Origin of the sequence: Candidatus Electronema sp. TJ (genome assembly GCF_048287355.1) — a bacterium.
GTDB lineage: Bacteria > Desulfobacterota > Desulfobulbia > Desulfobulbales > Desulfobulbaceae > Electronema.
In genome coordinates this window covers 1-12,574 of record NZ_JBLWEP010000008.1, presented here as the reverse complement: position 1 = coordinate 12,574, position 12,574 = coordinate 1, and the positions used below count along the sequence as shown (strand labels likewise).

General features: G+C 59.4%; 10 protein-coding genes, 2 tRNA genes and 1 pseudogene. 6 read left to right on the top strand and 7 right to left on the bottom strand.

Features of this window, described 5'->3' with window-relative positions; genetic code table 11:
• Positions 1 to 438 (top strand): annotated as a pseudogene (locus ACNKID_RS01305) (ketose-bisphosphate aldolase); the annotation flags it as partial.
• 220 nt (positions 439 to 658) lie between these two features.
• Entirely contained in the window at positions 659 to 1,666 is a 1,008-nt protein-coding gene (locus tag ACNKID_RS01300) for an NAD-dependent epimerase (protein ID WP_417911624.1), read from the top strand.
• A 78-nt stretch (positions 1,667 to 1,744) separates the two neighbouring features.
• Here the strand turns inward: ACNKID_RS01300 and ACNKID_RS01295 are convergent.
• Both ACNKID_RS01295 and ACNKID_RS01290 read right to left on the bottom strand, forming a co-directional pair.
• A tRNA-Arg gene (locus tag ACNKID_RS01295) sits at positions 1,745 to 1,821 on the bottom strand.
• Between the two features lie 60 nt (positions 1,822 to 1,881).
• Positions 1,882 to 1,958, bottom strand: a tRNA-Arg gene (locus ACNKID_RS01290).
• 168 nt (positions 1,959 to 2,126) lie between these two features.
• On the opposite strand from ACNKID_RS01290, the gene ACNKID_RS01285 reads away from it, so the two are divergent.
• Genes ACNKID_RS01285 through ACNKID_RS01270 form a run of 4 tightly spaced genes read left to right on the top strand, consistent with a single transcriptional unit; the run spans position 2,127 to position 7,061 of the window.
• On the top strand, positions 2,127 to 2,846 hold the full coding sequence (locus ACNKID_RS01285; protein ID WP_417911623.1) for a phosphatase PAP2 family protein: 720 nt from the start codon (positions 2,127 to 2,129) through the stop codon (positions 2,844 to 2,846).
• 50 nt (positions 2,847 to 2,896) lie between these two features.
• On the top strand, positions 2,897 to 3,724 hold the full coding sequence (locus ACNKID_RS01280) for a FecR family protein (RefSeq protein WP_417911622.1): 828 nt from the start codon (positions 2,897 to 2,899) through the stop codon (positions 3,722 to 3,724).
• 1 nt (position 3,725) lies between these two features.
• Positions 3,726 to 4,844, top strand: coding sequence for a FecR family protein (locus ACNKID_RS01275; protein ID WP_417911621.1), 1,119 nt, complete (start codon positions 3,726 to 3,728; stop codon positions 4,842 to 4,844).
• A gap of 12 nt (positions 4,845 to 4,856) precedes the next feature.
• Positions 4,857 to 7,061, top strand: a complete 2,205-nt coding sequence (locus ACNKID_RS01270) for a CHASE2 domain-containing protein (protein ID WP_417911620.1) — start codon at positions 4,857 to 4,859, stop codon at positions 7,059 to 7,061.
• 401 nt (positions 7,062 to 7,462) lie between these two features.
• Here the strand turns inward: ACNKID_RS01270 and ACNKID_RS01265 are convergent, their stop codons facing one another.
• The 5 genes from ACNKID_RS01265 to rpsO form a co-directional block, all read right to left on the bottom strand.
• A complete protein-coding gene (locus ACNKID_RS01265) occupies positions 7,463 to 7,996 on the bottom strand; it encodes a helix-turn-helix domain-containing protein (protein WP_417911619.1) in 534 nt (177 codons plus the stop codon).
• Positions 7,997 to 8,021: 25 nt separating this feature from the next.
• Positions 8,022 to 8,975, bottom strand: coding sequence for a SurA N-terminal domain-containing protein (locus ACNKID_RS01260; RefSeq protein ID WP_417911618.1), 954 nt, complete (start codon positions 8,973 to 8,975; stop codon positions 8,022 to 8,024).
• A gap of 46 nt (positions 8,976 to 9,021) precedes the next feature.
• Positions 9,022 to 11,109, bottom strand: coding sequence for a polyribonucleotide nucleotidyltransferase (pnp, locus tag ACNKID_RS01255; protein ID WP_417911617.1), 2,088 nt, complete (start codon positions 11,107 to 11,109; stop codon positions 9,022 to 9,024).
• 67 nt (positions 11,110 to 11,176) lie between these two features.
• Positions 11,177 to 12,157 (bottom strand): TerC family protein, encoded by a 981-nt coding sequence (locus ACNKID_RS01250; RefSeq protein WP_417911616.1) that lies wholly within the window; start codon positions 12,155 to 12,157, stop codon positions 11,177 to 11,179.
• Positions 12,158 to 12,226: 69 nt separating this feature from the next.
• Positions 12,227 to 12,496 carry a 30S ribosomal protein S15 gene (gene rpsO, locus ACNKID_RS01245; RefSeq protein ID WP_417911615.1) on the bottom strand — a complete coding sequence of 90 codons (270 nt, stop codon included), beginning with the start codon at positions 12,494 to 12,496 and terminating at the stop codon, positions 12,227 to 12,229.
• Positions 12,497 to 12,574: the final 78 nt, after the last annotated feature.

Below are 12,574 nucleotides of genomic sequence, written 5' to 3'. Positions count from 1 at the left end.
TGGGGCGTGGAGGTGAACGACTACGGCAACGCCATCCTTGATGCTAATGGTGAGTTCATCAAGGTGCAAGGGCAGGGCGTGACAGAGGAGCTGTGGGCGCAGATGAAGGCCTACGCCAAGGAGAAAGGCTGGTCCAAGGGCAATTACAAGAGTCTGAACGCGCCCTTTGAGAACCGGATCATGGGCCAGCCGCGCGAGATCCGCGAGCGCATGGCCCGGCGGGTCAGCGACTTCGTCTTCACCATGCTGACGCAGGTCTTCAACGCCCAGGGCACAGCCCGCCACGCCGTGGATGCGATTCTCGAAGCAGGCTCCTATGACCTTGGCCCGAAGGCTGGGCGCATGGAGTCGCCGGAGGACTGGACAGAGGAGAAGATCCGCGCCCGCGCCGCCGCGCTCTGCACCGACAAAGGCCCGGAGGGCGATTTCTCGGACTGATGCGCGCGGCACGGTCATAAACCAAGCAGGCGCAGGGCCTCAGTTTGAGTGAGACCATGCGCCTGCTGAGAGCAGCAGCCTGCTCTTGCTTATAATGGCCGCATGCGCCTGCTTGCAGTGGCCGCCTGCGCTCACGCAGAGCAGCGGCCTGCGCCTGCTGCGCAAGAACAGGCGGGCAGACAGGAGCGGTCCGCTCCATCACCTTTTCCTTCACACCTTGATGCAAAAGATACTCGTCACCGGCGCAGCCGGATTCATCGGCCATAATCTGTCCAAACGCCTGCTTGAGGCCGGACGCACTGTGGTGGGCTTGGACAACCTCAACGACTACTACGATCCCAACCTGAAGAAGGCCAGGCTGGCGCAGCTGCTGGCCTTTCCCGCGTTCCGCCACGCGCACTTTGACATGGCCGACCGCGACAAGATGGCCCGGCTCTTTGCCGAGGAGCAGTTTGACGCGGTGGTGAACCTGGCCGCGCAGGCCGGCGTGCGCTACTCGCTGATCAACCCGCATTCCTATGCCGACACCAATATCATCGGCTTTCTGAATGTGCTGGAAGGATGCCGCCACAACCGTGTCAAACACCTGCTGTACGCCTCGTCCAGTTCGGTCTACGGAGCCAACACCTCCATGCCGTTCTCGGTGCACGACAACGTCGACCACCCGGTGTCGCTCTACGCAGCCTCCAAGAAGGCCAACGAGCTGATGGCCCACAGCTACAGCCATCTCTACCGTCTGCCCTGCACCGGACTGCGCTTCTTCACAGTCTACGGCCCCTGGGGCAGGCCTGACATGGCCCTGTTTCTCTTCACCCGGGCAATACTGGCAGGCGAGCCGGTCAATATCTTCAACAACGGAGACATGGAGAGGGACTTCACCTATATCGACGACATCGTCGAAGGGGTGTTCCGCCTGATTGATCATCTGCCCGTGCCTAACCCGGACTGGAGCGGTGCCGCGCCGGACTCCGCAACCAGCTACTGCCCCTGGCGGCTGTACAACATCGGCAACAACGACAAGCAGAAGCTGCTCCATTACCTTGAGGTGCTGGAGGACTGTCTGGGCAGGAAGGCGATCCGCAACTACATGCCCATGCAGGCGGGCGACGTACGGGCAACGTATGCCAATGTCGATGATCTGGTGCGGGAGATCGGCTTCAAGCCGCAGACCACCATCGCCGAGGGCATCAGCAGGTTTGTCAAGTGGTACAGGGAGTATTACGGCTGAGGGATACGGACTGCGGGACAGGCGCGGCGGAAGGCCGTGCCGAAGCGGAAAGGTGTGTGAAAGAACTGCTGCGAACGCTGGTGGGCGAGGCGGGATTCGAACCCACGACCCTTGGCTTCGGAGGCCAATACTCTATCCAGCTGAGCTACCCGCCCTGTGTGACAAAAATACTTTTGTGCAGCCGCCCACGCTTACGCAGGGCTTTCCTGACATGCTGGTGGGCGGAGCAGGGGTCGAACCTGCGACCCTTGGCTTCGAAGGCCAATGCTCTATCCAGCTGAGCTACCCGCCCTGTGCGACAACGATGCTTTTTTGCAGCCGCCGACGCTTGCGCATGGCATCCGCCTCAGCAATATAGTATTATTGGGGGAGAGTTGCAAACAAAAAAGCGCCGCTGGAATGAATAGCCTGCTTTTCCTCTGCCCGTCAGCCTCTGCCTGTCCTGCACGTTCCAATGTCCATGCGCACCAAACGACTGCTTGAGCTTGCCTTGACCGCGCTCTTCCTGCTGCTGGCCAGCGCCGTGCTCTGGCTCACCGACGCAGACCGGCTGATCGCCTCGCTGGTGCCCCGCGATCTCGCCATTGCGGCCATGCAGTCGGACTCCAGCCGGGCTTGGCCGACCGGCAACATCTTTCCGTGGCAGCAGCTCTACAAGTGGGCGGCGGTTCCGGCCTTGACGCTTGCCGCCGCCGCCTTGGCCGTCCTGCTGGCCAGTCTCTTCCGGGCAAGCCTCGCTCCTTGGCGGAGACAAGCCGCCTTCATCCTTCTCTGCATGGCCTTGGGTCCTGGGCTGACCGTCAACATCGTGCTGAAGGAGCAAGTGGGCAGGGCCAGGCCGAGAGAGATCGTCGAGTTCGGCGGCAGCCGCCAGTTCACGCAGTGCTGGCAGCCGGGCGAGGCCGGAACCAACAGCTCCTTCCCCTCCGGCCACGCGGCCATCGCCTTTGCTGTGATGGTGCCCTGGTTTGTGCTGCGCGACGAGGAGCGCAGGGCGGCAGCGGGCTTTCTTGCCGCAGGCTTGGGCTTCGGCATATTGGTCGGCATCGCCCGCATCTTGCAGGGTGGCCATTTTGCCAGCGACATCCTCTGGGCAGGGGGCTTGGTCTATCTCATCGGCGGCCTGCTGGCCATGCTGATGAAGCCTGAGCAAAGAGCAGGGCACAGCTGCGCAGGCTGAATCGTGACATCGGGTCATGCACTATAAACAAATGGCGAGGTGAAGAGGCTATGAAGAGGATAAAGAGATATGCGCAGGCCGCTGCGGGCGGTCTTGCGCTGCTGCTGACGCTGCTGCCGGCTCCAGAAGGACGGGCCTCTGAACGTGCTGGCACGGAGGCTTCCGACAAGCTCATCCGCTTCATGAGGACAGAGCACACGCCCTCGGAACCGCTCCTGCCTCCGGGCACGGTGATCAAGGATGGCTTTGAGCCGGGCGAGGGCGCACCGGCAGGCACAGTGCAGCTTGTCAAAGGCACGGCGCTGGCAGTGCGCAAGGCCGGCGGCGCAGCCTTCCGCCTGCAACGAGACTCGCCGGTCTTCACAGGCGACACGCTGGTCACAGAGAAGGAGAGCAAGGTCACGCTCCTCATGCAGGACAACAGCGTCCTCTCGCTCTCTGCCCAGTCCAAGCTGACCATTGATCAGGCGGCTCTCAAACCTGAAGGCAAGCGGGACACCAAGCTGAAGCTCCTGCTGGGACGGGTGCGGGCCGTAGTCTCCAAGCTGGCTGGAAAAAGCTCCTTCACAGTGCGCACTCCGACGCTGATGGCAGGAGTCCGGGGAACAGATTTCGCAGTGGCTGTCGCGCCCGCGCCAGATGCGCCGTCCCAGCTGCTGACCGCTGTCCTCACAGGCGGCGGGCAATCTTTTGTCGAGCTGCTCAGTCCGGCAGGCGGAGCAAGCACGCTGCTGTGTCCGCTCTCCGTGGCCAGCGCTGATGAAAGCGGCAGAATCACCCGGCCTGTGCGCGTCTGCTGGAAGTCACCAAAGACACTGCGGCGCATCGCCCCTGAGATTGGGCTGAATTGCAGCATCTACCGCCGCAGAAGGAAATAACATGCAGAAGGATACCATGATCCCAAAGAAGATTGCAGGAAGCCTGCTGTTCTGCTGCTTCCTCCTGATTGTTTCGTCTGCGGCAGGAGTGTCCTCTGCCGCTGTAACCCAGCTGTCCGAACAGGAGCTTCTGGATTTCTTCAGCAAGGCGGCGGGCTGGCCTGCGCCTGCGCTGTCTTCAGCAGCCCAGCCCTCAAAGCATCCCCGGAGGGATGAGCGGGGAGCGCAAGTGGGCAAAGTGCAGAGTGTCCAAGGCGCGGCTTTGATCATCTACGAAGGCGGGACCGAGAGCTTTCGTTTGGACCAAAGCCTACCGGCACCGGTTTTCAGCGGCGACACGCTGATCACAGAGAAGGACAGCCGGGTCACGCTCCTTATGCAGGACAACAGCCTGCTGACCCTTTCCCCCCAGTCCAAGCTGGTGCTGGACAAAGCGATTTTCAAACCGGAGTCGGGCAAGCGCGACACCCGGCTACAGCTGCTGCTGGGCAGGCTGCGGGCGGTGGTCTCCAAGGTGACCGGCGAGGACAATGCCTTCATCATTCAGACCCCGACCGCCGCCGCCGGGGTGCGGGGCACAGATTTCGCAGTGGCGGTTGCGCCTTCGCCGCGCCAGCCTTCCTCGCTGCTGACGGTCTTAATCACCGGCGGCGGCGCGTCAGCAGTGGAGCTGAGGGCGGCGGCAGGCGGCTCGGTTCTTGTCGGCCCGCTGTCGGCAGCGGGCGTTCTGGCAGACGCTCCGGCCTTGCCGCCCGTCGCGCTCGGTCAGACGGCCCGTCGCGTCCTCAGCGGCATCGCCCCGGAGCTTGACTCCGCTGCCGAAATGGATTCCGCCGAACCTTGGCAGAAGGATTTCCTCCAAGCTGAGCAACGCTGCAGTCTTGCTTGGGCGGCGAAAAAGAGTCGAGCCGCTGGCGTGGCTCCGGCGGAAATCCTCGCCTTCGCAGCCAAGAGCGGACGGATGAAGATTCTCCCCTGTTTGAAGGCTCTCGGCTGCGGCGGCGTGGAGAAAAAACGAGTGTTCAAGGCGGCTGAGAGTGTCGGCATCAGCGATGAAGAGACACTCCATGCCCTTGAGCGGGCCGTGACCCGCTGCGGCCCCTCCGCCCGGCGGCACTGACTTTCTCCGTCGATGCTTTCTTCGTTGAAGAAAATCAGCGCAACCGGATTGGTGCGGGCTGTCGGCGCGGTGATCTCTCTTGCCCTGACCGGCATTTCCCTCTGGAATCCGCTGCTGCTCAACGAGCTGCGCCTGCGCTCTTTTGACCAGCTTATGGCCCAGCTGCCGGTTCCGCTGGCCAAGCCGCCAGTGGTGATCGTTGATATCGATCCGAAAAGCCTGCGCGAGTTCGGCCAGTGGCCTTGGCCGCGCAGCCGCACAGCAGAGCTGATTCGCGCTGTCGCCGCAGCCGGGCCGACGGTCATCGGTCTTGACATGGTCTTTGCCGAGCCCGACCGCAGCTCGCCGGTACGCCTCACTGAAAGTAAGCCGGATATACCGTCCGGTGTGCGGGACTATCTCCTGAACTTGCCTGATAACGACCAAGTGCTGGCTGAAACCCTTGCCTCCAGCCCTGTGCCGGTCGTGCTCGGTCATATCTTCACCCACCAAGCCGGAAGCTCCGCTATCCTCAAAAGCGGCAGCTTCCTCTTGCGGGACCATGACCCGGCTCCGTTCCTGCACCGTTTCAGCGGAGCGGATGCCAACCTGCCGCTCTTTGCGCAGGCGGCGCAAGGCAGCGGATTCTTCAACATCGTGCCGGAAAGTGATGCCATCGTCCGCCGCTTGCCTCTGCTGATCAACTTCCAAGACGGCCTGTATCCCAGCTTGACATTGGCCATGCTGCAAGCGGCAGCAGGCGGGCAGCCGATCGAGGTGAGCAGCAACGAGAACGGAGTGCGCGCAGTCCAAGTCGGACCGCATTTGATTCCGACCACCATGCGGGGCGAGCTGCTGGTCAGCTTCAGCGCCCCGCTGGATGAGGCCAGTTTCTCAGACGCGGCCCGCAGGCTGCCCTATATCTCCGCTGCCGACATCCTCGCAGGCCGTTTTGATCGGGCTGCGCTGCGGCAGGCCTATGTGCTGGTCGGCACCTCTGCCCTAGGCCTCTTCGATCTGATTGCAGTGCCGGTGAGCGAAGCTTTTCCCGGCGTGGAGTTTCATGGCCATGCCCTCAACACCATTCTGGACGGCAGCTATCTCCGGCGGCCCGAATGGCTGCGGGGGCTGGAGGTCGTGCAGCTCTGCGTCATCGGTCTGCTGCTGACCATGCTCCTGCCCAAGGCGGGCGCAGCGGGCGGCCTGCTTATCACCTTAGGCGTGGTGGGCGGCAGCATTCTCTTCACTCTATGGAACTTTCTCTGGAACAGTCTGCTGGTTGACATGGTCGCTCCTTCGGCGACCGCCTTCTTTCTGTTCGCCGCCTTGACATTGCTCAACTATTTCGCGGAGGAACGGAAGACATCCCGCCTCCGGGCCGCTTTTTCGCAGTATCTGGCCCCGGCGGTGGTCGAAGAGCTGGTGAAGAATCAAGACAGCCTGGTGCTCAGCGGCGAGGAGCGAGAACTGAGCATCCTGTTTTCCGACATTCGCGGCTTCACCAGCATGGCCGAGCGGATGCGGCCTGAGGCCCTCTGCGGCTTCCTTAATGAATATCTGACCCCGATGACCGCCGCTGTCATGGACCGGCGCGGCACCGTGGACAAATTCATCGGCGATGCGGTGATGGCCTTCTGGAACGCCCCGGTGCGGACTCCAGAGCACACCCGCCACGCCTGTGAATGCGCCTTGGCCATGCTCAACGAGCTGGAGGAGCTGAACCGGGACTGGCTCAAGCGCGGCCTCCCGTCCATCCACATCGGCATCGGCATCCACTGCGGCACGGCGCGGGTGGGCAATATGGGTTCCAAGCAACGCTTTGAGTACACGGTGATCGGCGACTCAGTCAATCTCGCCTCGCGGCTGGAAGGTCTGACCAAATACTACGGCGCGGACATCGTTGTCAGCGGGGCCGTGCACGAGGCAGTGGACGTGGAGTCAATGGTCTTCCAGCAGATAGACACGGTGCGGGTGGTGGGCAAAAGCGAGCCGGTGGCCATTTTCCAGCTCATGAGAGCGGACTGCTGGCGGGAGCGGGCTGAGGAGATGAAAATGTATGAAAAAGCCTTCGCGCTTTACAGCTTCGGCAAATTTGAGGACGCAGACCCGCTCTTTCAGACTTTGACCGAGCGGCATCCAGAGTCCAAGCTCTACGCGCTCTACAGCGGGCGCTGCCGCAATCTGATCGAAAATCCGCCCGCGCACTGGGACTGGATCACCGACATGCGGAGCAAATAGCGAAAAATATAGTCAAAGCGGTATAAAATGTTTCTCCTGCAACCGTTGCGCTGCAGGAGCAGGCCCCTGCGCCTGCCTCAATGTCTGAAACAAACAGCATACCTTTCACCATATAAAAGGGTTCCCTTTTTATATATAGAAGGGAGACCTTTTTGCATATAAAAGGGAGGTATTTTGATTCGCAAAAAAAACGGCATGTATCAACGCATGTATTGCCGGAGCAGCATGAAATGTTTCTCCGGCAAGCTTTGCGCCGCAGGGCAGGCCCCTGCGGTATTCGGACGGCCAGCGCAGGGGCAAACTGCCAAGCTCTTATGCAAGAGATACATTGTATGATGCTCCAGCTGCATGCGCCGAAGTCTTCCGGCGCATATTTTGAACAACGGCTGCGACCGAGCCGTTCAGTTGCCTGTGGGAATATGCTGCTGGATTTCTGGAGAGGCCTCGATCTGCGCTGCTGGGCGTTGCTCGTGCGGCATCAGAAAAGAGAGCGGGTTCCAGCCGGTGTACAAGGAGAATCCGGCGATAAAAAGAATGATCAACAGCAGCACGCCGCCCGCCAGTGTGGCGGCGGAAAGCTGGGCCGGCTCAGCCAGCTTTTTTGCTGACATGCCGCCAGACTCGCGGGCAGACTTCTTCGGGCGACTGCGCTCTTGACTCTCCCGCTCGGCAATGAATCTTCTCGCAGCCTCTGCGCCGTCAATACCGAGAAAATTTGCGTAGATGGCCACCTGTCCGCGGACGAAGGTGTTGGAGGGCAGATCCGCGTACTGCTCATGCTCAATAGCAACTAAGTTGGAAGTGGAAATGTTGGTCGCTTCGGCGACATCGCGGAGACTGACACCCTTCTCCTGCCGCAGCTGCCGCAGCATCACGCCAACCGAACCCTGCCGTCCGCCGTCCGCCTGTTGTTCCGTGCCTTCTTGCTTGTTCATATCTGCTGAGGGGTTGTTGTGTTGATCACAAAATCCTGATGTAGGCCCCGCTGCGGATTTCCTCCAGCCATGCCTTGTAACGCGTCTCCATTTCCTCTTTAAGCAGGATTTCGTGGATATCAGTCCTGACCGACTCATACGGAGCCTTGGCCGCATCTTGACCGGAGGCAAGGAGTTTGAAAATCATGAAGCTGTCCTGAGTCTCAACCACGGGGCTGATGCCGCCCGGTTGAAGAGAAATCACTGCGTTCCGCATATAGGGAGCCATTTCTTCGGACTTGAACACGCCAATGTCGCCGCCGTCCGCTGCCGAAGGCAGCTCCGAACGCTGTTTGGCTATCTCTCGGAAATCCTGACCTGAAACGACCAGCTGCCGGACCTCCTCAGCTTTCTGCCGAGCAGCTTGCTTCGAGCTGCCAAAGGCAAAGCCGATCTGGAGCAAATGGTAGCCAGAGGCTTTAGCGGTATATTTATTCTCGTAATACTGTCTGATTTTTTCCTCTGGCACCACCACCTTAGAGCGTACTGCGTAGCCAACCAGCTTGGAGCTGAGAATCTGCTCTTTGAGTTTTTCCCGATACTGCTGTTCCGTCAGGCCCATCTTCTTCAGCTCGGCCTTAAACTCTTCCTCGCTGGCTCCGCCGCGCTCCAGAGCATCTTTCCGTGCCGCCTCGACTTCTGCTGCTGAAACCAAAATTTTCATCTGCTCGGCCTGCTGCAACATCAGATGCTTTTCGATCAGCTTGTCAATCACGTTCCTCCGGGCTTGACGCATCGCCTCATCCCGCTGGCTGAACGGCACCTCTGCTTTGATCCGCTCGACAAATGGTCTGATCGCCTCCTCAACCTCGGACACGGTAATGACATCCTGATTGACCACGGCGGCGCAGGCATCAACCACTTCCGCAGACTCGGCCCAAGAGGCCAGCAGAATAATAAACGCAAACGCGGCCAGACTGCTGCATATTCTCCTCGTCATCTTGTCACCATGCCTTGTCCGCAGGAAGCGGAGCGGTTGCATAGAATCAGCTGTTACCTTCCTCCATCGCCGCCTTGCGGCTGAGGCGGATGCGGCCTCGGCTGTCAACTTCCAACACCTTGACCTTGATCTTGTCGCCCTCTTTGAGAATATCTTCGACCTTGGCGACCCGCTGCGGGGCCAGCTCAGAGATATGCACCATGCCGTCAGTACCAGGCAGAATCTCGACAAATGCACCGAAATCCTTGATCGTCTTAACCGTGCCGTTGTATATCCGGCCTACTTCCGGCATGGCGGTCATTCCCTCGATACGGGCGAGCAGGGCAGAGGCGGACTCGTTGCTTTTGGCGAATATCTTCACCGTGCCGTCATCGTCCACGTCAATTTTGGCATCAAACTCCAAAGTCAGCTCGCGGATGATCTTGCCGCCAGGGCCGATGATGTCACGGATTTTATCTTGGCTGATTTTGGTGGTCACATACTTTGGCGCATGATCGGCGATCTCGGTCCGGGGGGTGCCGATCACCTCTTGCATTTTCTCCAAAATATGCAGACGGCCAGCCTTGGCCTGTGCCAAAGCATTACCCATGATCTCGCGGTCCACGCCGTCAATCTTGATGTCCATCTGGAGCGAGGCGATTCCTTTCGCTGTGCCGACAACCTTGAAGTCCATGTCGCCGAGATGATCCTCATCGCCAAGGATGTCGGTCAGCACCACCACCTTGTCGCCTTCTTTGATCAACCCCATGGCCACGCCGGAAACCGGCGATTTGATCGGCACACCTGCGTCCATCAGAGCCAAGCTGCCGCCGCAGACCGTGGCCATCGAGGAAGAACCGTTAGACTCCAGCACCTCGGAGGTAAGGCGCAGCGTGTAGGGGAAGCCCGCCGGGTCAGGCAGAACTGCCTCGATGCCGCGCCGGGCCAAGGTGCCGTGGCCGATGTCCCTGCGGCTGGGGCCGCGCAGGGCGCGCACCTCGCCAACGCAGAACGGTTGAAAGTTGTAATGGAGCATGAAACGGCGGTAAACGTCTCCGGTCAGCCCCTCGACGTGCAGCTCGTCGCGCTCAGAACCCAGCGTGGCCACTACCAGTGCCTGGGTTTCGCCGCGTGTGAACAGCGCCGAGCCGTGCGCCTTGGGCAGCACCCCAACCTCGCATTGAATGGGCCGCACTTGATCGTGGCTGCGCCCGTCCAGCCGCACACCCTGATTGACAATGCGCCCGCGCATGACCTTTTTCTTGTACTCGTCAACCAGCTCGATCACTTGGTCTTTTTTATGCTGCTCCAGATCAATCCCGGCCAGCACCTCGTCCACCAAGGCATCGTAGCGGCTATAGCGGGCCATTTTCTCCCGCGTAGCGATCACCTCTTCCATACCTGCGGCGGCAAGCTGCTCGACCTTGGCCTTCAGCTCCTCGTTGACCGCAGGCGGAGTCACGCTGCGTTTCGGCTTGCCCGCCGCCGCTTGCAGCTCCTTCTGAGCGGCGATGAGCGGCTGCACTGCCTGATGAGCAAAAAAAATGGCATCCAAGACCAGATCCTCGCTCAATTCCTCGCTGCGGCCTTCAACCATGACCACAGCGGTCTCGGTGCAGGCAACCACCAGATTCATCCTCGATTTTGCCAGCTGACTCTTGCCGGGATTGAGAATATACGCGCCGTCCACATAACCAACACGGGCAGCGGCGACTGGCCCGGCCCATGGCACATCAGACAAGACCAATGCAGCGGCGGCTCCGTTCATAGCCAGAATGTCAGGATCAATCTCAGGCTCGGCGGAAAACACTGTGGCGATCACCTGAGTTTCTGCCCTCCATGTCTTCGGGAACAAAGGCCGCATTGGGCGGTCAATCAGGCGGCTGGTCAGAATTTCCTTTTCTGAAGGTCGGCCAATTTCGCGGCGGAAGTAGTTGCCCGGAATCCGACCGGCAGCATAAAGACGTTCCTGATACTCAACAGTCAAGGGCATGAATCCCATGTCGTCTTTAGCTTTTTTTTCGGCCACCGCCGTGACCAGCACCATCGTGTCCCCGCAGGAAACCACTACCGAGCCGCTGGCCTGCTTGGCCAGCTTGCCGGTTTCAAAGGCCATGCTCCGCCCGCCAACTGCAACCTCTATCCTTTTGTACATGCAAACTCCTTTGCGTTCAACGTCATCCCGGACTGCTGGCCAGGTCTTTTTTCTTTCTGTGACAGGATCAATTTTCTGCGTCTGGTGCCGCTTCCTTCTGTTTAAAGAGCAGCGAGGCAGCCACGCCCGCGCCAAGAGCTACGGCGATGATGCCGAGCGAGAGGCCGGTCGGGACAGGATAATGATGGGAAAGGATCATTTTCACGCCGACATAAGCAAGGACAAAGACCAGACTGATTTTCAAGTAATGGAACATGCCAATCATGGCGGCCAAGGCGAAATACAGCGAGCGCAGGCCGAGTATGGCAAACACGTTCGAGGTGAAGACGATGAACGGATCGGTAGTAACGGCGAAAATGGCGGGAATGGAATCCACGGCAAAGAGCACGTCGGTGCTTTCAACAATCAGAAGCACAAGAAACATCGGCGTGATCGCTTTTCTGCCGTCATCCAGCACGGTGAAAAACTTTTCGCCTTCAAAATTTGGCGAAACAGGAAAAATTTTCCGCGCCACCCGGATGAGCAGGTTCTTTTCTGGATCAATTTCCTCGTCGCCGCTGAAAAGCATCTTGCCTGCGGTGAGGATCAGGAAGCCGCCGAAGACGTAAATCATCCAGCTGAAGGTCTGAATCAAGGCTGTTCCGGCAAGGATCATCACGCCACGCAGGATCAATGCGCCTAAAATGCCCCAGAACAGCACCCGGTGCTGATATTTTCCCTCCAATTTGAAGTAGGAGAAAATCATCGCGATGACAAAAATATTGTCTAAGCTGAGGGATTTTTCAATGATGTAGCCGGTGAAAAATTTTAAAGCCGCATCCTTGCCGGATTTCAGCGCATATTCACCAAGGCCGATGCCCAGCCAGTTGCGGCTGTAGGCATAAAAAATGAAGACATTGAAGAGGAGGGCCAACGCCACCCAAAACATTGTCCAAAGGAGGGCCTCCTTGGCGGAAATGACTTTGTTCTGCTTGTGAAACACACCCAGATCAAGAAAAAGCAGGGCGAGGATCAAGAGAATAAAAAGAAACCAAGGAAGCAGAGTCATGAGCTATTTTTTACAAATGTCGAGTGGGAAGGCTGCCTCCCGTTGCGACGCAGCAGGAGGCAGAATGGACTACTTCCTGATCCCCAGAGCCTGAATCACGGTGCGGTAGCGATTGATGTCCTTCTTCCGCAGATAGGCGAGCAGGCTGCGCCGCTGGCCGACCAGCTTGAGCAGACCACGACGGGAATGATGATCTTTGGCGTGGGTCTGGAAATGCTCGGTCAGGTAGCTGATCCGGTCGGAAATCAGGGCGATCTGCACCTCCGGCGAGCCGGTGTCGCCTTCGTGAGCCGCGAATTTGCCGATGATTTCCTTTTTCTTTGCTGTGTCTTGCGCCATGATTGGCCTCCGAGAAGGGCTGTCCTTCCGCTGTCGGCAAAGCCTGCTGTTCCTCAGCCTCGCCGGAGTCTGGATACA